Annotated in this window: 31 protein-coding genes; 29 read left to right on the plus strand and 2 right to left on the minus strand. The window is 44.9% G+C overall.

The features are described from left to right. Position 1: 1 nt before the first annotated feature. From ACFOWS_RS16770 to ACFOWS_RS16790, 5 genes are all read left to right on the plus strand, one after another. Positions 2–661: a hypothetical protein gene (locus ACFOWS_RS16770; RefSeq protein WP_379767128.1), complete on the plus strand. Its 660-nt coding sequence runs from the start codon at positions 2–4 to the stop codon at positions 659–661. Between the two features lie 70 nt (positions 662–731). Further along, the gene (locus ACFOWS_RS16775; RefSeq protein ID WP_379767131.1) at positions 732–1,079 is read left to right on the plus strand and encodes a hypothetical protein; all 348 of its coding nucleotides are present in this window, start codon (positions 732–734) and stop codon (positions 1,077–1,079) included. Positions 1,080–1,119: 40 nt separating this feature from the next. Beyond that, positions 1,120–1,692, plus strand: a complete 573-nt coding sequence (locus ACFOWS_RS16780) for an HAD domain-containing protein (RefSeq protein ID WP_349043872.1) — start codon at positions 1,120–1,122, stop codon at positions 1,690–1,692. Between the two features lie 28 nt (positions 1,693–1,720). Beyond that, complete coding sequence (locus tag ACFOWS_RS16785; protein WP_349043873.1) at positions 1,721–2,224, plus strand: hypothetical protein; 504 nt, start codon at positions 1,721–1,723, stop codon at positions 2,222–2,224. Positions 2,225–2,244: 20 nt separating this feature from the next. Then, positions 2,245–2,745 carry a hypothetical protein gene (locus ACFOWS_RS16790; protein ID WP_016054023.1) on the plus strand — a complete coding sequence of 167 codons (501 nt, stop codon included), beginning with the start codon at positions 2,245–2,247 and terminating at the stop codon, positions 2,743–2,745. Between the two features lie 33 nt (positions 2,746–2,778). On the opposite strand, the gene ACFOWS_RS16795 is transcribed toward ACFOWS_RS16790, so the two are convergent. Further along, complete coding sequence (locus ACFOWS_RS16795) at positions 2,779–3,246, minus strand: hypothetical protein (RefSeq protein WP_016054024.1); 468 nt, start codon at positions 3,244–3,246, stop codon at positions 2,779–2,781. A gap of 49 nt (positions 3,247–3,295) precedes the next feature. Next, on the minus strand, positions 3,296–4,129 hold the full coding sequence (locus ACFOWS_RS16800; protein ID WP_379767136.1) for a hypothetical protein: 834 nt from the start codon (positions 4,127–4,129) through the stop codon (positions 3,296–3,298). Between the two features lie 114 nt (positions 4,130–4,243). Here ACFOWS_RS16800 and ACFOWS_RS16805 point away from each other — a divergent pair, with 114 nt between their 5' ends. From ACFOWS_RS16805 to nrdG, 24 genes are all read left to right on the plus strand, one after another. Then, on the plus strand, positions 4,244–5,113 hold the full coding sequence (locus ACFOWS_RS16805) for a hypothetical protein (protein WP_379767139.1): 870 nt from the start codon (positions 4,244–4,246) through the stop codon (positions 5,111–5,113). Positions 5,114–5,224: 111 nt separating this feature from the next. Continuing rightward, on the plus strand, positions 5,225–5,467 hold the full coding sequence (locus ACFOWS_RS16810; RefSeq protein WP_379767141.1) for a hypothetical protein: 243 nt from the start codon (positions 5,225–5,227) through the stop codon (positions 5,465–5,467). Positions 5,468–5,614: 147 nt separating this feature from the next. Then, the gene (locus ACFOWS_RS16815) at positions 5,615–5,995 is read left to right on the plus strand and encodes a hypothetical protein (RefSeq protein ID WP_379767144.1); all 381 of its coding nucleotides are present in this window, start codon (positions 5,615–5,617) and stop codon (positions 5,993–5,995) included. Continuing rightward, entirely contained in the window at positions 5,992–6,318 is a 327-nt protein-coding gene (locus ACFOWS_RS16820; protein WP_349043876.1) for a hypothetical protein, read from the plus strand. The genes ACFOWS_RS16815 and ACFOWS_RS16820 overlap by 4 nt, the downstream gene beginning before the upstream one ends. A gap of 2 nt (positions 6,319–6,320) precedes the next feature. Next, complete coding sequence (locus tag ACFOWS_RS16825) at positions 6,321–6,665, plus strand: hypothetical protein (RefSeq protein ID WP_349043877.1); 345 nt, start codon at positions 6,321–6,323, stop codon at positions 6,663–6,665. 18 nt (positions 6,666–6,683) lie between these two features. Next, positions 6,684–7,202: a hypothetical protein gene (locus ACFOWS_RS16830; protein WP_379767147.1), complete on the plus strand. Its 519-nt coding sequence runs from the start codon at positions 6,684–6,686 to the stop codon at positions 7,200–7,202. A gap of 2 nt (positions 7,203–7,204) precedes the next feature. Beyond that, positions 7,205–8,248, plus strand: a complete 1,044-nt coding sequence (locus ACFOWS_RS16835) for an RNA ligase, Rnl2 family (RefSeq protein WP_379767150.1) — start codon at positions 7,205–7,207, stop codon at positions 8,246–8,248. Next, positions 8,238–8,819: a hypothetical protein gene (locus ACFOWS_RS16840; RefSeq protein WP_016054034.1), complete on the plus strand. Its 582-nt coding sequence runs from the start codon at positions 8,238–8,240 to the stop codon at positions 8,817–8,819. The genes ACFOWS_RS16835 and ACFOWS_RS16840 overlap by 11 nt, the downstream gene beginning before the upstream one ends. Before the next feature lie 69 nt (positions 8,820–8,888). Continuing rightward, a complete protein-coding gene (locus ACFOWS_RS16845; protein WP_016054035.1) occupies positions 8,889–9,332 on the plus strand; it encodes a hypothetical protein in 444 nt (147 codons plus the stop codon). An 87-nt stretch (positions 9,333–9,419) separates the two neighbouring features. Then, positions 9,420–9,671, plus strand: a complete 252-nt coding sequence (locus ACFOWS_RS16850) for a hypothetical protein (RefSeq protein WP_016054036.1) — start codon at positions 9,420–9,422, stop codon at positions 9,669–9,671. Between the two features lie 18 nt (positions 9,672–9,689). Continuing rightward, on the plus strand, positions 9,690–10,145 hold the full coding sequence (locus tag ACFOWS_RS16855) for a hypothetical protein (RefSeq protein WP_379767155.1): 456 nt from the start codon (positions 9,690–9,692) through the stop codon (positions 10,143–10,145). A gap of 22 nt (positions 10,146–10,167) precedes the next feature. After that, on the plus strand, positions 10,168–11,601 hold the full coding sequence (locus tag ACFOWS_RS16860) for a nicotinate phosphoribosyltransferase (RefSeq protein WP_379767158.1): 1,434 nt from the start codon (positions 10,168–10,170) through the stop codon (positions 11,599–11,601). Further along, the gene (locus ACFOWS_RS16865; RefSeq protein ID WP_016054039.1) at positions 11,582–11,890 is read left to right on the plus strand and encodes a hypothetical protein; all 309 of its coding nucleotides are present in this window, start codon (positions 11,582–11,584) and stop codon (positions 11,888–11,890) included. The genes ACFOWS_RS16860 and ACFOWS_RS16865 overlap by 20 nt, the downstream gene beginning before the upstream one ends. Then, positions 11,887–12,738 carry a Dam family site-specific DNA-(adenine-N6)-methyltransferase gene (locus ACFOWS_RS16870; protein ID WP_016054040.1) on the plus strand — a complete coding sequence of 284 codons (852 nt, stop codon included), beginning with the start codon at positions 11,887–11,889 and terminating at the stop codon, positions 12,736–12,738. The genes ACFOWS_RS16865 and ACFOWS_RS16870 overlap by 4 nt, the downstream gene beginning before the upstream one ends. A 6-nt stretch (positions 12,739–12,744) precedes the next feature. Next, the gene (locus tag ACFOWS_RS16875) at positions 12,745–13,014 is read left to right on the plus strand and encodes a glutaredoxin family protein (protein WP_379767162.1); all 270 of its coding nucleotides are present in this window, start codon (positions 12,745–12,747) and stop codon (positions 13,012–13,014) included. 32 nt (positions 13,015–13,046) lie between these two features. After that, positions 13,047–13,529: an endonuclease domain-containing protein gene (locus ACFOWS_RS16880; protein WP_379767165.1), complete on the plus strand. Its 483-nt coding sequence runs from the start codon at positions 13,047–13,049 to the stop codon at positions 13,527–13,529. Next, the gene (nrdD, locus tag ACFOWS_RS16885; protein WP_379767168.1) at positions 13,526–15,649 is read left to right on the plus strand and encodes an anaerobic ribonucleoside-triphosphate reductase; all 2,124 of its coding nucleotides are present in this window, start codon (positions 13,526–13,528) and stop codon (positions 15,647–15,649) included. Before ACFOWS_RS16880 ends, nrdD begins: the two co-directional genes overlap by 4 nt. A 71-nt stretch (positions 15,650–15,720) precedes the next feature. After that, the gene (locus ACFOWS_RS16890; RefSeq protein WP_379767171.1) at positions 15,721–16,239 is read left to right on the plus strand and encodes a hypothetical protein; all 519 of its coding nucleotides are present in this window, start codon (positions 15,721–15,723) and stop codon (positions 16,237–16,239) included. A 50-nt stretch (positions 16,240–16,289) separates the two neighbouring features. Continuing rightward, positions 16,290–16,478: a hypothetical protein gene (locus ACFOWS_RS16895; protein ID WP_379767174.1), complete on the plus strand. Its 189-nt coding sequence runs from the start codon at positions 16,290–16,292 to the stop codon at positions 16,476–16,478. Continuing rightward, on the plus strand, positions 16,475–16,975 hold the full coding sequence (locus ACFOWS_RS16900) for a hypothetical protein (RefSeq protein ID WP_379767177.1): 501 nt from the start codon (positions 16,475–16,477) through the stop codon (positions 16,973–16,975). Before ACFOWS_RS16895 ends, ACFOWS_RS16900 begins: the two co-directional genes overlap by 4 nt. A 9-nt stretch (positions 16,976–16,984) precedes the next feature. Beyond that, on the plus strand, positions 16,985–17,581 hold the full coding sequence (locus ACFOWS_RS16905) for a hypothetical protein (protein ID WP_379767180.1): 597 nt from the start codon (positions 16,985–16,987) through the stop codon (positions 17,579–17,581). A 29-nt stretch (positions 17,582–17,610) separates the two neighbouring features. Then, complete coding sequence (locus tag ACFOWS_RS16910) at positions 17,611–18,561, plus strand: hypothetical protein (protein WP_379767183.1); 951 nt, start codon at positions 17,611–17,613, stop codon at positions 18,559–18,561. 323 nt (positions 18,562–18,884) lie between these two features. Beyond that, positions 18,885–19,079, plus strand: a complete 195-nt coding sequence (locus tag ACFOWS_RS16915; RefSeq protein ID WP_016028219.1) for a hypothetical protein — start codon at positions 18,885–18,887, stop codon at positions 19,077–19,079. Positions 19,080–19,137: 58 nt separating this feature from the next. Then, a complete protein-coding gene (gene nrdG / locus ACFOWS_RS16920; protein WP_349043928.1) occupies positions 19,138–19,629 on the plus strand; it encodes an anaerobic ribonucleoside-triphosphate reductase activating protein in 492 nt (163 codons plus the stop codon). Positions 19,630–19,632 lie beyond the last annotated feature (3 nt).

Genomic DNA, 19,632 nt, shown 5'->3' on the forward strand with positions numbered 1-19,632 from the left:
AATGAACATTGATTACGAAAAGGTTGATGGGTTCCGTACCCTCGACGCAAAAGAACAGAAAGGCGCGTTAGCTGATTATGCTATGAACGTGTTTGCTGTTAAGCTGAACAAACAGAAATCCTTTGATAACATGCTGGCTGATCTGGTTGCTGCTTTACCGGATGAAGAAGAAAAGCCGGAACTGCTGATTGATTCCCCTGAACCGGAAATCGTCGCATACAAAGGTGAGGTGACTATGGGTGAACCTGTCATCGAAGCCCCAAACATTCCTGATGTGGTTATTGATGCTTCTGCGGATTTTATGGAGTACGTTAAAGAGGTCGCACCGGAAGTAGCCGATCAAATCCAATTAGTACCTGATGTCGTAGAAGCTCCTGTAAGCGCTTCTGACGAGTCCAAAGGCGAACTGGTATGGTTGGACACATTCAGTCCTACAATCTTCCTGATGGGGCGCTCTGCTCGTTCTAATGGGTATTATACTTGTCCGTGGTGGATCTATGACTGGATCAAGAAAAATCCAAACTGGTATAAAGATCCTGATAGCTGTCCACACGCAAGCGCGATAGACACCATCAAATCGCTGGTGTACTACATCAAGCGTGATGGGGAAGTTACTGTTCGTGAAACACGCAACAGTCGATTCGAAACTTTCCGATTTTAGCACTTTTTGCTAAAAAAACTTGTTGACGCATACCCTCGTTTAAAGTATATTTGTACTCGAAGGCGGGGGAATGGCTCTCGCAGTGAAGAAGGAAAGCAAAATGAAAAACGAAATGATGAAAAATGCTTACTACCCAGTTCTGTTTGTTTGGGCTGATGGTAAAGTGAAGAAAGTAGTCAATTCAAATGCTCCTTACTATACTGTTGGTGAAGCGCTGCGTCACGCTGCCGAAGCTAATTATCCTGTTCCTTCTGAACCTGGTTATGCTCGTTGGAATGGTTCAAAATGGGTTGCTGATACCTGGGACAACTACGAAGAAGCAAGAATGGAATGCGATCCAGATTATGTTTCTCGTCAGATGGAAGCGCACATGATTGCAGACCGTCGCCTTGATAACGAAGCTCGCGGTTTCTATTAAAATTCAAAGGGGGCTTCGGCCCCTTTTTTGTAGGTAAAATATGACTGAATTAAATCACGAATGCCTGAAAGACTTATCAGAAGGTAAAGAGATCGGAAACGTCATCTTCCTTGATATCGACGGCGTTCTAAATAATATGCGGTGCATGAAATTTGGTGAGCATATGGACATTGAATGTGCTCGACACCTGCGCCGGATCGTAAATCATGCGAACTGTGATATTGTCATTTCCTCTACATGGAGGATCGGCAACACAACCCATACTCTACGGGAAATCTTCTACCCGTGGGGATTGTATCGCATCATTGGGAAAACCTGTACGAATCTAACAGACCGACAAGCAGGACGCGGTGATGAAATCAAAGCATGGATCGACACCTTCGGATGTAAGAATTACCTTATCCTTGATGACGATACCGATATGCTACCGGAACAGAGTGAACATTTCATCAATACCGATGGGTTCGTAGGGCTGACAGAAGAACAATCCACTTACGCGATCCGTAATGTGTTCGGTGTAACAAACCCGTTCTGTCCTGAATGCAACGGCTATGGGCGCGTGAACCAATATGATAAATGTCCGTCTTGTGACGGCAAAATTTTACTTCTCTAAATAGAGAAAAACTAAAGAGGTTTTGAAAATGGCTACAGAAAAATGGACTACGGTACACCCGATCCCGTGGCGTAACACCAGCTTTACCTATCTGCCGTGGTGGATCTTTGATATCATCGTGGCTGCGAATGCTGCAAGCGAAGACTGGCGTGATTATGCCGAAGAAAAATACGCGAAAGAATTCGACACACTGAAACAAGCGTATATTGATTACACCGATGTTGATTTCATCGAATCTCGTAACGGTTATCTGTATAAGCTGAGTGATTTTACTCCTGCTGATCCTGTCGTAACAATTACACCAAAAACCGCTCCTGCTGATTTCAAAGTAGGTGATGCGGATCTGGCTGCAACTGATCTGTTTACCATCGATCCTTCTGGTACAGAAATGACTCTGAGTGTTGACTCTTCCGGTCATGGTTCTATCGTTGGTGGTAAACTTCATGCGGTTAGTGAAGGTGATGTTGTTGTAACAGCAACCTCTGGATCTGTTACTGCAACTCTGACGGTAAACGTTAAACCTGCACCATAATAACAACTAAGAAGGTAAAAATGCTACTATTTGAATTCAATGATGTATTCGCAAAATTCAGCGACGCAATCGAAGCCAAATTTGGCAAACGCCCACAAAACATGACAGATGCAGAATATGAAGCTGCTGTATCGTCCCTGGTTCGTACAGATTTCTATGAAAAACTGGCGATCGAGGTGTTGGGTTGGGATATGATGAAATGGGGCATGACCTATCGCGATCGCGAAGTCGGTTTTATTCTCGTCAACGAAGCAAAAAGCCCGTCCTGGGTGAATAGTCAAAAAATCGCGTACATGGATAAAGTATGCGCACAGATGGGTATTGTACGTTTAGACTTCTGGACTTGTCGGGATCTGAACGAACTGAAAGCCCACGCTTACCGTTGCCCTCTGATCTCCCGCAATGATAAGCATCGTCAAGCATGGGATAGCGCAGGGAAATATCGTAGTGTTTTCCTGAACGACGATATGAACATCACTATTCAGGATGTGAACCGCTCCTTTGCGGATTACACACCATAAACAAAAAAGGGAACCGCAATGGTTCCCTTTCTTTTATGCAATTTTTCTGATTTCTTTCAATGCTTCTTCTTTGCTACCAACGAAGAGAATCGCTTTACCTCCGGCTTTTCTGAATGGCAACACAGCTTTTGCCCTGTCATCAATCAGTATACCTTTGTCCGCATATGCTGCTTTCTCTCCGCTGCTTTTGGTGTAGTGGAATTCAGGCAGATAACCGAACACCTTCATCAACGCTTTTCTTTTTTGTTCTGCTACCGCATCGGAATTGTATTTCCCTACGCTGGTTAAGATCGCAACCTGACCTAAAGTTCTCAAATGACAGAACAGGTCGATGCCCTCTTGTAATGGTTCCAGATTTTCGTAGAAGTCAGTTTGTGATATAGCCTGTTTCGCTTTTTTCAATTCTTCTTCCGGCATTCTCGCCGGGTCACCGTACATCGGAACAAAAGAACCTTCCCAGTTGAACAGTACACCATCCATATCGAACAAAAACTTTTTCATATCAATTCCTCGGTTTGTGTGTGCATCATATTCATATATGTTCCTATTGTCAACCCCATGTATCAGTTTTCGGTGCGTATGCTGCAACTTTCGCCACTAACTCTTTATCAAGCTGATCAATGGATTTCTGCGGCTTTCCTTTTGCCTTAACTTTGATGTAGTTAGACTTAACGACAAACATACCGCCTTTGTCAGATTTCTTGATTTCACTGTCAATGCCTACTTTGTTGAAGCTGATCCAGATATCGCCGTCCATGTACTGTTTCAGAGAGTCGCCCATATTCAGGATCTTCGCCATAGTGAGCGCTGCCCCTTCGTGGGTATCCATGAGGATTTCTTTAGGCACAACACGATCGCGTTTAAGGTTCTGTTGCATCGCAATATGAACATCGTTCATAACCCAAACGATATGGATGTTTTCTTTCTGATAACCCAGCGCTTCAACATCACGGGCGATACTTGCCAGCTTACTCATGCTTTTTAGGGTAACGTCGAAAATCAGGTTTGGTTTACGATCTTCCGGTGCTGATGTGATACCCGCGTAAACACGCGCCTGGTTTTTGTTTGATACGTTGAACACGTCCGCGATCACATGATGCAGGGTTGCTACGTTGTCCGGGTTTTTCAGGTTCATTGTTTTGACATCGTGACCAGTTTTCGCTTTGATCTCTGCTGCCAGTTTGGTACTACCCATTACCAGTTTTTTGAGTGCGTCAACGTCCAGTGTGATACCTTCGATGCCTAACAGCTTTTCGAGGGTGAACCCTTTACCAGAACCCGCACCGCCAGCCAGGATGACTACCTGACCAAATTTAGGATAAGCCTTACCGCCGAAGGTGATCAGCGCTTCATCAAGGCTCGTAAAGTCTTTGAATGATTTCATCTTAGAACTCCAGGTGTTTATTTAAAAGTATTTATTGACACGGTTTATGAGTGCGTTTATAGTGCAATTGTTCGACGGATAAGCCGGAAGAACTTTAACCATAAGGTAACAATTATGAAAAATGAACTGCATGAATTCATCAACGCCGCTGCTCTTGGCGACCAGTCAAAATATAAAGCCCGTCGCGATACCCTGATTGACGATTTCTGTAATCTCCTGGGGTTCAAGCGCTGGCATACCCCGTCTATGCGTCCAGATTGTGATCCAAAATGGGACTACTTCAAATGGAGTTCTCGCGATCGTGGTTACGTTGATAACGTCCGTGTGATGTCTTTCACCCACTTATACGCAAACTCAATAATTGCTGTTGCAAAACGACATGATTCGACTTATCCGAACGGATGGAATGTTGCTAAAGTCATAGAAACACTTCTTCAACTGCGTCGCGAATATAAATCAGCATACCGTGTCAATCCCAATCCTATCTATAATGAATGGCAAATCGTCGCGAAATACCTGCTGAACATCACCTATTCTATTTTCTGTCGCTTCGGGACAAAAGAGATTGGATTTGGCTCTCATGATATAATTGCAGAAGCACGTCACCGGATGATCCATACAATCCTGAAAATTCAAAACTCTGGTGGGCTTGTTCTTGCTGCGTTCTGTGATGAAATTGTGTACTATGGTGAACAGGTCGAAGTTGATGATGTTCATCATGAAAAATTCAAAAGATTTGTATTCGGGCAATATAACAGCTATTCATATGGAAACGATATTCGTGTGATGATGCACCCGCGCATTATGTTGGATATGGAAGGGTGGGAACCAGGTCACGGAATTGGTGATGCCGAAAGCCAACGTGAACGCCGTGTTCGTTCAGTTGCTAAAACTCGCGAATTGATGACAGGTAGCCTTACTGATTACCTGTTCAGAACAAAAGAAGACGTTGAAAAAGAATTTGTTGACTTGTCGGGCGAATAGCGATAAGCTGTAATCTCTGAAAACAAGGAGATAACCATGAATACCATTCACTGCCGCAAAGAGTTCGTTGAGTTCTATCACGGATCATGTACTGCTGCCGGAATCGAAAGCATGTTGTTGCCTCCTTGTGATTCTGATACTCTGTCTGAAAAAGGCAGAAAGAAAAATCTGGATCGTGTTTTCTTCACTGCTGATATCGGGCTGGCTCGTATCTATGCTGGAAGGGCTGCACGTTCAATAGGTGGTGATCCGGTACTGTATCGGGTTGTGTGTCCGGTAGATGTGGTATGCATGAACGATGACAAAGGCGCAAGCGTTTATCATGCTGCATGGGCTTTCTGTGAGGAATTATGAAAGATAAGGTGTTAGCGTATCTCGTTTTCTTGCTGGGATATCGCGTTGAAGTGATGGGTGGTTATTCTTCTTTGTATGGAGATTTAACCGCGATCTGGATGGTTGCGTTGGGGGTTATGTTTACCTTTATGGCGATCTGTATTGCGAATGAGGCTGATCAAAATGCTTGAATTTTATCCTGCTGGTTGCAAGTCAAATCCGCCTGATGCATCGTTCCAATCGTGGATTTATTTTCACAGGGAACTAAACGACATCATCGAAAGTCAGTGGAAAGACCATCCTGAACGAAGTGCCCCCGATTTAGTCGATAGCGTAACAGATGTACGCACCCTGGAAAAAGGGCTGTATGATTGTCTGGTTCAGGGAATGGTGTGTAAATTGATTTTGTGGTATGCTCCGATCGGTTCAGATCTAACTCGCAAAATCGCCCGTGGCTATATCATGACGAAACGTGAGTTTGACCAGATCTGGAACGAACCCGACTGTTTCGAACGCGAAAAATATGAAAATGAGGTTAGTTGCATATGAAACTATTTCATGTTGTGTATGGTGGGATGAAAAATATCGACATCGCCGCGTTATCTGCTGGTATGCTGGACGAACTCGAAGCACAGATCGGGAAACGCTTCAAAGCCAGTATCACCGAAACACAAACTTTGTTTGTCGATCACCCTGCGGATATGGAAAACCTTGTCAACACTCTGGATGATCTGATGATCCCGTGTGCTGATGGTTGGAACGAAGCATCCGGTGTTCATGTAGTTGTAACTTTTGTTCTAAAAAATGTTGACAGCAGAAATGCCGAAGTGTTAGAGTTTATTCGTAAAATTGATTCTACTAAAGGAAAGTAACTATGAAAATCGTTCAGCGTAATATCAGCGAAGTTAGCCAGCAGGAAAAAGTACAGATTCATTTTAAATTCAATGATCTGAAACTGGGCTATGCACAGATCGCCCGTGAGCACATGCTCGATAACGGCGACATTTACGTGATTGTTCAGGAAATCGAGCGAATTCGTGCTTTCCGCGCAGAAAATCCAAAAGTGAAACATGTTCTGCGTCGTGTGTATATCAACAAACATCGTGAAGAACAGCGTAAGCCTAAGACCAAAGCTAAACGCGATCCTCGTCCAGATAACAAACGTAAAGCAATCAACGGCGCTATGGCGCTGGCGTTCCAGGAAGCGGGTTTGGTGTAAGGGGTTTATATGTCTTCAATGATGAATCGCTGGTCGGGCGTGATAACTTCGACTATCAAAAAGGATTTGGTGAAGGTTGAGGCAAAACCAAAGCCAGTAGAACCGGAAAAAGTTCAAACTTTGGTATCACTTGATCCTGCTGAGTTAGAACACCGTCGCCGTGCAAACCAGATTGAATTTGATTTGCGTGTGGCTCGCTCATACAATAACAAGTTCGACGATGCGCGTAACCGTCAACTGCAATTTTCTCTGACGTTAAGCGACTGGACAAAACTCATGAGCGAACCCGTATGCCAATATTCAGGCAGACGATTCAGCAATAAAAGCGGTAGTGATGATTCCCGCACGATGGAAAGAATCAACGCTTCTCTGGGATACACAACAGAGAACACGATCGCAGTAACCAGTGCCGCGAATAGTGAGAAATCACGTTTAGACGCTTTCATGAAGGGTTCTGTGATCCTTCCAGAAGTAAAACTGAAACTGTTACGCAAAGCCGCGTATCAAATCGAAAAACAACTGAAAATCAAGGGTTAATTATGTTTGTGAAATATTCTTCTCTGACTAACCATTATGAAGGTAAATTCATCAACGGTGTGATCATGAATGGTTTGACTGGTGGCGTGTGGGTAGCGCGTGAAAAGATCCACGGGGCTAACTTTAGCCTGATCACTTCGGACGGTATCAAAGTCATTCCGGCAAAACGTAGCGGTGAAATTCTCCCTGCTGAACAGTTCTACGGTTGCGAACCCGTAGTTGCGAAATACTCCGAACCTGTTCGTAAGATGTGGGAAATGATCTCTACTGCGCGTCAGTTAAGCGGTGAGTATAGCGATGAACTGGTGATCCAGGTATACGGCGAATTCGCGGGGCGTGGTGTACAGAAAGATGTTGACTACGGAGAAAAAGATTTCTACGTATTTGATATCCGCGTCAATGGTCAGTTCCTCCCTGATAACGTTGTTGCGAATTACGCTGTTGCTGTTGGCTTGAAAATGGCTCCACTGCTGGCATACGGTACGTTTGACGAGATCCGCACACTGCCTATCACCTTTGATTCGGTGGTTAACCTGGCGAACTCCGGTGCGATCCCTGCAAAGAACGGCGTTGAACCTGAGTTCAAAAACTTCATGACGCTGAAAGATGGTGAAGGTGAGAACATCGCAGAAGGTTTCGTGATGAAGCCTGTTCAACCTGCTTTCATGCCGAACGGTGAACGCGTTGCAATCAAATGCAAAACGACGAAGTTCACAGAGAAGAAGAACAAGCAAGCGAACCGCTTCAATGCTCCTTCTGAACTGTCAGAAACAGACAAAGCGAAGCTGAACGAATTCACTTGCTTCCTGACTGAAAACCGCGTGAAAAACGTCCTGTCCAAAATTGACAGCGCGAATCTCACCGCGAAAGATTTCGGTCGCGTGATGGGGCTGACTGTACAGGATGCGCTGGAAGAAATCGAACGTAACTACGGGCCTTTCCTGGAACAGTTCGAAAACCCAACGCTGGCGAAGAAAACCTTCACTAACGAAGCGTCAAATCTGGTTCGTGAGAACTGGGGCGCAATCCTGAACAATGAATTTTAAAACTGTTCTCGAAAACGCAAAAACGGCTACACTGATCGGTAGCCGTGAACCCCCTGAACGTATCGCGAGTATAGCCATAAAGATTGGACGTGCTTTAAGTGATCGGGGGATCTTCGCTTACTCTGGTGGTGCTCCTGGAATGGATAGCCATTTCATGTTTGACTACTCACCAGAAAGACGGCGTATAATCCTCCCTGAGAACGGTTTTAACGGGTTGTATTCGAATGGCAAGGATATCATCGACTATACAGAATACGACACGTACAAGGCCGCTGACGAAGCGAGAAAGGTAGCTGGACACTTCGACAACCAAAACGAATGGGTACAGCGCCGATATGCTCGCAATTCAATGCAGGTATTAACCGAAAACCTGGACAAACCTACAGATTTTGTTCTATTCTGGGCGGTAGAGAAAGATTTTTGTGTTAAAGGTGGTACTGCGATCGCTGCAAGGCTTGCCAGATTGTATAAGGTTCCAACGTTCAATCTTTGGAATCAAAACGTTCTGGATGAAGTCTGCGATACTTTAGGGATTAACACTAAACCTCCTACTCTGGATTTTCTCTGGTGATAACTCCCGAACAATCACGTAATTACGAACGCCTCTCAGTTGAAGAGGCATTAAAAAAGGCGAAACATAATGGTAGAAATCAATGGAATCGGTGTGAACGCACAGGCGGGAAGCGGGACACAGTGGGTCAAACGCGAAACGCAAGATGATCCCCGCTGTGGACGTAGCCCGACACTGGCGGAACGTGCGCGTAAACTTGTTGATGAAATCAACGCGAAAATGGTCGAAGCATCCCGTAAAGACATTTCCGAGTATGTCCTGAAATATCCGACTAAACAAGCATATACCTTTGATATGAAACGTTTTATCGGTAAGGTTATGGATCAGGAATGTACCGAAAAAGCATATGCGGATCTGGGTGAATGGCTGGCGGAAGAAGGGTTTACTTTCGATACCCAGCGCAACCGACAAGCTGCGTTACTCAATACCTTCGCGGGTTCGCGTCGTATTACCAACTTTAGCGATCCTAAGCGTGACGGATATAGCGATCTGACTTATTACATCACCTGGTGAAAATAATTCGAAAAACTTGTTGACGGGAGTTATGAGTGTGGTAATATAGCTCCCGTAGACAAGACACTAACCTAAAAGGAAAACATCATGGAAATCAAATTAGTACCTACTTGCGCTGGCTACTGCTTGGCACTGAATGGTGTAGCACACAACGGTAAAGGCTTACGGGCTAACGTTGAAGCAATGCTGAACGAACTGGGTGCGGTTTATGAATATGATGACGTTGCAACCAGCGTTAAAATCATAAGCCTTGAAAAAGATGGTGTTAACTGTGCGGGTTGGTGGGATTGCTACATCGACTATAGCGACAACCGGGTCTTCTTACTGACCAGCAATTAAGGATCGAACATGTTTGGAATGAATGAGTGTTCAGAAGCGGAAGCGCTCGAAGATTGGGCTGACTTTGATGACCTTGATCTCGATAATGAAGATGGAGAATTCTTCTGTGTTGGGCGCGGGGTTGAAAGAACAAAGCGTGAACTTCGAAGCCGTTTAGCAATGGGGCGTACTGTTGGATCTGGAAAGAAACAACAAGTTAAATATTCCGATGGTTCGATTCGAAATGAAACGGTTGTCAAAGAAGTAAACGGGCGTGTCATTACGTCCGAGCGGCAGAAGGACATCAAACAATTGTACGATGTTGCAAAAGCCGCTAAAGTAGGAACCATGATCACTTGTCCTACGTGCAAAGAGTTGCACAAGAAGACGACATATCATAAGGTGTTCTGCTCTAATGGTAAAAAATCCAGGAAAGACTGTAAGAGTAAATACTGGAACACGATCCATCCAGAACGGTTGGATCGTATATTTTAATCAAAACGTGGAGTACGTTTAAATGCAAAAATTTAATGAACTGAATAGCCTGATCACCTCAACTGATTCCTATAAAGTGTCCCACTGGTTGCAGTATCCACAAGGCACTGATGCAGCGATGTTCTATATTGAATCTCGCGGTGGTAAGTTTGATGAAGTAGTAACCGCTGGCGTTAACTTCGTTGCGCGGGTTCTTGCTGAACCAATTACCATGAAACAAGTTGAGTTGGCACGGGTACTTTACCGTAAGCACTTTGGGAAAGAGATTTTCAACTACGAAGGGTGGAAGAAGATCGCAGAACTGGGTTATGTCCCTGTTACTTTCCGTGCGATCCCAGAAGGTACGGTTGTTCCGGTTAAAAATGCCGTTGCGACTGTGTACGCCGAACGTGAATTTTCATGGTTGGCTGGGTGGCTGGAGACAATGACGATTCGCGGTATCTGGTATCCGTCATCTGTAGCAACGCTATCGCGTGAGTGTAAAAAGGTTCTGGCTCATTACCTTGATATGACTTCTGACCTGACTGGTGAAGCATATAACATCACACTGGGTACACGTCTGCATGATTTCGGGGCGCGTGGCGCGACCTCTGCTGAATCTGCGGGTATTGGTGGGCTGGCACACCTCTATAACTTCATCGGGACTGATACCGTTGAAGGTATGATTATGGCAATCAGTCTGTTTGCGGACTATCAAACTCTGTTTGATGAAGTTGAAAACGTCGAAGCAATCGGTGTTTCAATTCCGGCTCGCGAACATTCGACTACGATTTCCTACGGTAAAGAGAACGAAGACGAAGCATACAAAAACAGCATCGAAATGTTCGGTACAGGGTTCTACGCTTGTGTGTACGATTCCTGGGACTACAAAGGCGCTGTAGATCGCATCGCTGAATATAAAGAGCAAATTATTGCTGCGGGTGGTACTCTGGTTGTTCGTCCTGATTCCGGTGATATGATTGATAACATCATGTACACCCTGCGTAAACTGGGCGAAATCTTCGGTTACACCGTAAACAGCAAAGGTTACAAAGTTCTGCATAATTCAGTTCGAATCATCCAGGGCGACGAGATCCACGGACCTGAAACAATCAACCGTGTGTTAAGTTGGATGGAAGCGAACAAGTGGGCGAGTGAGAACATCGCGTTCGGTATGGGCGGCGGTTTGCTGCAAGAAGTTACCCGCGACACTCAAAAGTATGCTGAAAAACTGTGCGCTATCCGCGTGAATGGTGTGTGGAAAGGCGTTTACAAATGCCCGAAAGGTTCCGAATGGAAACAGAGTAAGAAAGGTTTGCTGATGACCATCACTAACGGTGTGGAATTCAAAACAATCGACACTCTGGAAACTGAGATTCCTGACGGGTGGCGTGATGCGATGATTACGTATTACGACAACGGTGTATTAAACACCTCCGATACAGTAGGGGTTATCCGTGAGCGAGCAAGGATTTAATATCCGCGCCAACGATAACGGATCAGTAGTCTTCTACAACAATCAGCCCCTTGTCGCTCGCAAGGGGCTTTTTTGTAAGTTGGTGGGCTACGGGTTCAAGTTGGAACAGGTGGACAACGCGACACTAAAAGAGGTTGTTCGAATTGCTTATCTGCTGAAAGATAAAAAAGATGAACATCGTGCTATTGCAATGCTTGAGAAATTAGGCGAAAATCATTGCTTCGTGGTGAATCGTGGGTATAAGTACGAAACGATCGCCTTATTTGAGAAAGGACTGAGTGAACTATGAGTTATTTGGGTGTTATTCCGTATACAGGTAACAAGCAATCGCTATTACCTGAACTATTCAAGCTGTTCCCCGAAAGAAGTTCATACATGCGTTTCATTGATTGTTTTTGCGGTGGCCTTAGTGTGTCGCTAAACGTCCCTAAACCCGTTCTAAGCAACGATTATGATAAGACGCTGATTGATATGTATGAGCGTCTTAAAACGCTTCCTGACCTGTCTCCGGTGCGAGAATTGATTGCATCGAAGGGGCTGGGGAAAGACAAGAAAGAAGAGTATCTGAAATTCCGTGATGAATACAACCAGAATAAAGATCCTTTATGGCTCTATGTCCTGATCCTGCATTCATTCAGCAACGTTAACCGGACAAACGACAAAGGCGATTTTAACGCTGCTGTAGGAAAACGAACCCTCAACTTTATGACAGAAAAACGTTTCGAACATTTCAAAAAGAATGTGACAGGAATTGAATTTCGTTCTGGTTCATACTCTGATATTGAAATCAACGATAACGATTTTGTTTATTGCGATCCTCCGTATCTGATCACTGATGCGGTGTATAACAAATTCTGGAACGCAGATCACGAACGCGAGTTATATGCTTTCCTTGACTCCCTGCATGAGCGGGGTATTTGGTTTGGTTTGTCCAACGTGACTCACCATGCCGGAAAACAAAATGATATCCTGATTGAATGGATGCAGAAATACCGCGTTCATAATCTGGATAAAAAGTATCTGTTAGGCCAGCATACCGACTCTTACGAGCAAAACAAAACGCAAGAAGTCTACGTGTGCAACTACCAGAAACGCGACGTAAATACATTCCCTTTAACACTGAACGATTTAATGTAGGTTAACATGTTTAAAATTTATGGCTATATCCCTTCTGTGTATAACTGCGCCCCTTGCCTGAACTCAAAGCGCTTGCTGGACGCGAAAAAACATCCGTATGAGTTCGTGTCTGTTGCTGATTCCGTGGAAGACGGTAAACCTGTACTGAACGAAGCGGTGATTGATGAACTCGAATCTCTGGTTGGTACGCGCCGGATGACTATGCCCCAGATTTTCCATGACGGGAAACACGTAGGCGGGTTCGATCAACTTCGTGAGTACGTCCGCGCCCTGTAATAAATAATGACACCTTACTGAATGGTGTTATTATGCTGACGAAACGAATTACCAAAAAAGACTACCCAACTATCAAGCAAGCCCTCTTTGAAAAACAAGGTGGGCATTGTGCTATATGTAAACGTCCTCTTGAGGGAGAGATCGAGAAACATCACCTTGACCATGACCATGCTTTAGACGGCGAAAACGCCGGACGTGTGCGCGGCCTCCTGTGTAACCTGTGTAACGGCACAGAAGGTATTGTAAAGCACAAATTCAACAGATCCGGTCTGGTGTCCCGTGATGTCGATTACATCGCCTGGTTAGAAAACTTGCTTACATATCTGAAACAAGACTATTCCGAAAACCGTATTCATGACAAATTCATACCAGATAAGGTAAAATGGTTTTCAAGACTTACCAAACCTGATATGATTGTCGAAATGGTTTCTATGGGCTTCGAGTACGCCGACAAAGACGAACGCAAAGCCTTAACCGCGAAATATAGAAAGCAATTAATGAAGGCAACGAAATGAAAGTTGAAAAGCGCGACGGTAAAAACGTCGATTTCGATAAAGAAAAAATCCGTATTGCTGTAGAAAAAGCTGGCGGGACTATGACGGATGCTGATGCCGCAATCATGCTGGTTCAGTACAATCAGATCCGCGATGGTAGCGCAATGAAGATCGCCCGTATCCAGGAACTCGTTGAAGAATCCCTGATGAAAACGAACCCAGCGGTCGCCCGTGCATACATCGAATATCGCCACGATCGCGATATTGCCCGTGAACAGAAAAGTAAGCTGTTCAAAGATATCTCCGGTATGGTGAATCTGTCCAACAAAGAGATCACCAACGAGAACGCGAACAAAGACGCAAGGGTATTCCCGACACAGCGCGATCTGCTGGCTGGTATCGTAGCGAAACACTTCGCACGTAACCACATTCTGCCAAAACACATTGTAGAAGCGCATGATTCTGGTGATATCCATTATCATGATCTGGATTACAGCCCGTTCACGCCATACACAAACTGCTGTCTGGTGGATTTGAAAGGTATGCTGGCTAATGGCTTCAAGATGGGTAACGCAGACATCGAACCCCCGAAATCAATCGGTGTTGCGACTGCTCTTATGGCACAGATCACCGCACAGATTGCCTCTCACCAGTACGGCGGGACAACCTTTGCTAACGTTGATAAAGTGCTGGCTCCATATGTTCAAATGACATATGATAAGCACTTTAAAGATGCCAAAAAGTATCAAATCCCTCGTGATGTTCAGTATGCAATAGATAAAACTGAAAAGGATGTTTTCGACGCGTTTCAGTCATATGAATACGAAGTAAACACCCTGCATACTGCGAACGGTCAAACCCCGTTTGTTACAATTACGTTCGGTACTGGTCAATCCCGATGTGAACGCATGATCCAGAAAGCGATTCTGAAAAACCGTATTCGCGGCCTGGGTAAAGAGGGTATCACTCCGGTATTCCCTAAACTGGTTATGTTCATGGAAAAAGGAATCAACCTTGATCCAGAGGATCGCAACTATGACATCAAACAACTGGCTCTGGAATGTGCTTCTAAACGCATGTACCCAGATATCATTAGTTCGGCTAATAACCGCGCTATTACTGGTTCTAGCGTTCCTGTATCTCCTATGGGTTGTCGCAGTTTCCTTAGCGTGTGGCATGATGATAACGGTAATGAAGTTCTGGATGGACGTAATAACCTGGGTGTGGTGACAATCAACCTCCCACGCATCGCTATTGAAGCGGAAGCACAGGAAAACGAAGACGCACACGACGCATTCTGGCGCATCCTTGATGAACGTCTGGAACTGTGTTTTGAAGCCCTGATGACTCGTATCGAAAGCCTACGCGGTGTTAAAGCCAGTGTTGCGCCGATCCTGTACACAGAAGGTGCTTTTGGTGTTCGACTCAAACCGGATGATGAAATTCTGGAACTGTTCAAAAATGGGCGTAGCTCTATCAGTCTGGGTTATATCGGACTGCATGAAACGCTGTTGATGTTTGGTTCAGGCCAACACCCATTTGATCGTATCGGCTCCCAGAAATTAGGCCGATTGATCATTGAATATCTCCGCGCTGCAACCGAAGCATGGAAGAAGAAAACTGGTTTTGGATTCAGCCTGTATTCAACCCCTGCGGAATCTCTCTGCCATCGCTTCTGTAAGCTGGACTTTGAGAAGTTCGGAAGAGTCAAGGGGATCACGGATAAAGGATGGTACACAAACAGTTTCCATCTGGACGTTGATCGCAAGGTAACACCGTTCGAGAAAATCGACTATGAAGCCGATTATCATTACATCGCTACTGCTGGTCATATCAGTTACGTTGAATTCCCTGATATGAAAAACAACCTGCAAGCCCTGGAAAAAGTCTGGGATTATGCGATGGAAAAACTGGACTACTTCGGAACTAACCTTCCGGTCGATAAGTGCTTTGTGTGTGGCTCTGATGACGAGTTCACGCCTACAGAAGAAGGTTTCCACTGTAAGCACTGCGGTAATCACGATCCGGCTAAAATGAGCGTCACGCGCCGTACATGCGGTTATTTGGGTGCTCCTGCTGTCCGTGGATTCAACGAAGGTAAGAACAAAGAAATGATGCACCGAACTAAGCATCAAAATTAATCAAAAAGCCCCTTGCGAAAGTGAGGGGCTTTTGTTATATTGCACATACAGAAACTATGAGGTATTGAAAAATGAAATTATGGTCTAAAAGCAAATTTGAACTACTTGACTCCGATGGGTTTGCCGAAATGGTCAACACGTTATGGGGCGATGATGCAGCACGTATCATGTTGACAGAGGTTCGTTTTCCGATCCAGATCACTGATTGCGATCGTGCTGGTGCTTATGCATTTACCGATGCAACAGGCAAAGAATACAATGCTGATGTGTTTGGCTTCCATCTTTCCGAACGCCTTTTCAATCAGAAAGACCGTACTCACTTCTTTAAAAAGGTGAACTACAACGCAAATCCGGTGACTGCCGAACCTCCTGTTCAGGAGAAGAACGAAGCGCAACAACTGCTGGACTGTGCGCACCTTCTGGGTCGAATTTACGTAGATGGTAAGATGGTGACGAAGCCAGGCGATCTGGAAAAGTTCTTGCGTAAAGAACGCGAAAGTAAATTGAAATCAATGGAACGGAATCTCGCGGACGCAACGAAAACTGTTGAACAGTGTGTAACCGATCTTGCTCTCTTACGGGGTGAATGATGTTTCCATTAAAGGCGCGAGTACGCAACAAAACCGGAACACAAGAATGGATGGAGTGTTTACGCGAAACTAAGCACTACTACATTTCACAGGCTGTAGGCTATGACGGAAAGAACATCCGTTATAACAAAGTAGGCGGTAAGCGTGTGGGGATGGAACAATATCTCCAATTAGAAACCGTCCGGCCTGTGAATGTTCCTTTCGATCTTAAACGACCAAACGGAAAGCCAACGATATGATCGGGAAAATCCTTGATACTTTGTTTCCCTCCCGTGTACGCGCACGGGTAGAACGGGAAAACCGACTCGAAGAAATCCGGTTCAATAAGTTCCTTGAGGACAAAAAGAAGCGCGAAGACGAGAAACACCCAAACGCGGTAATGGCTGAGGGTGTATCGAAATGTTCTGTTGGGCGGTTCTGGGTTGAAAAGGATTATCTTGATCTGATAGGTGCAATTGCCCCTGGAGTTACGCTGGAGGACTTCTCCCTCGCTACTGGGCGTTCGTATACTGGTTGCATCAACCGATTGCGTATGCTCTCTATAGTGGTGCGTAGTGCGCATTTCGGCTATCGTGACGTTATCCGTCCGGTGATCCCAGTAAGCAGATTAAAATTTTACATGGCGGGTGGAAAAAGACTTGACTTGACCAACGAACTATGTAAAATCGGTTATATCAGAGAGGGGAAAGTTGTTAAAGCCCCTGAATGGTTCACCAATCAATTTGAAATCAAATAAGGTAAAATTATGTTCAAGAAAATCGTAGCATTCGTGACTGGTAAAGTTGAAACTGCAATTGAACAAAACACTTCCCCAGAAGAAGCCTGGCGCAGTGCTGCACGTATCCTGATCAAAGAGATCGACCGTCTGCAACATACTCGCGTTTCTGCTGTTCAGGAAATCGTGAAGTTGAAAAAGAAAGTCAAAGAACACAAAGACCTTCACACTGGTAAAGAGTCGGAGATCAAAAAACTGCTGGCGGCGGGGCAGGAAGTGTCCAACAGTCATTACGTGCTGGCGCTGCAACACCGTAACATCTGGCAGGGCTTGCAGACGAAGATCGAAGAACTGGAAGGGATGAACAAAGAGATTGATCTCTCTGTCGTCGAACTGGATCGCAAACTGGCTGATGTCAAAATCAACCTGGAGATCATCGAACTGAACAAGCAAACCGAAAGTCTGGGTCTGACTGTACCAGAAGACGTGATCGCCGCTGTAGGCCACACCTCCGTAAGCGTCGATACCATCGTGACGAAGATTGATGTGTTGCTGGGTGGCAAAAATGCCGCTTCTGTAACCTCCGCTGACGTTAGCGCTTACATCGACTCCCTGAACGCGAAATAAGAGGAAGGGGCGCAAGCCCCTTTTTTGCTATGTACGATTACACTATTGAACGTGATCGCGGTGAAGAATGGTTGATTTCTCGTGCGAGAAACTTCTATGTTAAACTTCCTAAAAACTTTCATACTTTACCGAATGATGATACTGATCGCTTATTGAGGATTCTTGTAGATGGGAATGTTCCACAGCGCGTTTTTCAGGAAATGGTTGAACATGCGTGTTCTGAATGGGATAAAAAGTATTGCGAAGAACTGACGCATGATAGTATAGTAAACAGCAACCTAAAAGACGCTTACGAACGAAGAAGTGTGTACGACATTTACGAAAAAGAGAGGAAAAGTGAAATGATGTTCGAAGACGGCAACAGTGCATTCAAACCAGCACGTAAAACTTATCCAGACTGGCGCAAACAGTACGCAGAACAGCTATGGCACATTAACATTCCCGAAGCGCTCATGAAAGCGATTAGCCCTGCGGTTGACTACTATTCAGGCTGGAAAGATGAATATGAGTTAGAAGTCGGTTCGTTTAAGGCGCACGTCATCAAAGCGACCAGAATTCTTGATTTCGTTGAAGCTGTTGCGTCATGTGATATCGTTGAAGATATTCGTATTCCATCAATCAACGTTTCGCGGTATAGTTCTCCGGGTAGCATTCGCGGGGATCGTTATGCGAACCTGGCAAGCACTACGGATAAGCTGAACTTCCATAAAATCAATGAAAAAGGATTTGATGGTTGTGTTCTGATTTCAATGGTAGTCGCCACAACACAAGGCGAATACAAGCTGATCATTGATTGTGACAAAGCGGCTCGTGCAATTCCCACAGTCAAACAATGCTTTGGTGAAGATTTCAAAGTGTTGATGAAAGCCCGCGCAATGGAAAAATTCATCCATTCGTGCAAAAAGAACGTGCTGGAGAAGTATGATCCGGCGCTCACATACACCAAAATTGATAAAGATCTGGTAGGTGATTTATGCTGATTAACAAAGCGCAGTGCAAAGCGATTAACTTTCTGCTACACGAATTGATTGAAAACGGAATCAACTTCGAATTCGTCGATCCGATTAACAGTGATGATCGTCATCTTCTCCGCTGGGTATCTGGTAGCAATCCGCTGGATTCAGTATCCCAGGTGGTAGAGTCTGCACTTAAACATATGCCTTGTCGTGTTCTGTTTGGTAGCGTTAACGCCTCCACATGGAATGGATCTGATGCTTATTATGTCGGATTCAAAAAAGAGTTGACGGACGACGAATGATGTTATAATATGCCCCTGTAGACAACAAACTATAGGGGCTAAATCATGAAAATCAAAAATACTGCTACTGAAAATCTTTGCAACGAAATCGCGGTGACTTACTGGAAAGAAGGTCACGTAAAAGCAATGAAGGATTTTCAACAGTGGTGTGATACCCAGAAGTTAGCCAACTGGGAATACGCCGTAATCGTGGAACGGATCAAAGAACTGATCCTTGAGAAGAAAGGCACTATAAAATGATTCAACTGAAATTAGACACCCATACGCTGAACAATCTGTTCCCAGAGGCGAAAGGCTGATGAACTTTGACCGCATCTATAACATGGATGTGGTTAACGGTAAAGGAATCCGTGTAGTGTTGTTCGTGACTGGCTGCAATCATAAATGCGAAGGTTGCTACAACAAATCAACATGGAATCCCCGCAACGGTACACCATACACCGAAGAGACTGAAAACGAGTTGATTAAACTCCTTTCAAATCCCCATGTGGACGGGTTGACGCTTACAGGCGGCGATCCGTTTTACCGCACCAATCATCCGACGCTCTTAAAACTGCTCCAGCGCGTCCGTGCGACGTTCCCTGATAAAGATGTGTGGGTTTGGACGGGTTACACCCTCGAAGCCTTACAGGGCGATACAGAACGCTCTAAGCTGTTACCATTCATTGATGTTCTGATTGATGGAAGGTACGAAAAGGATCTACCGACTAAGAAACCGTTTCGCGGTTCGGATAATCAGCGAATGATTGAGTTCAAAAAGAATTCCATCGAAATTAAAAATATCGCTTGACCT

This window comes from Flagellimonas marina, assembly GCF_042651185.1.
In the GTDB taxonomy this organism is placed as follows: domain Bacteria; phylum Bacteroidota; class Bacteroidia; order Flavobacteriales; family Flavobacteriaceae; genus Flagellimonas; species Flagellimonas marina.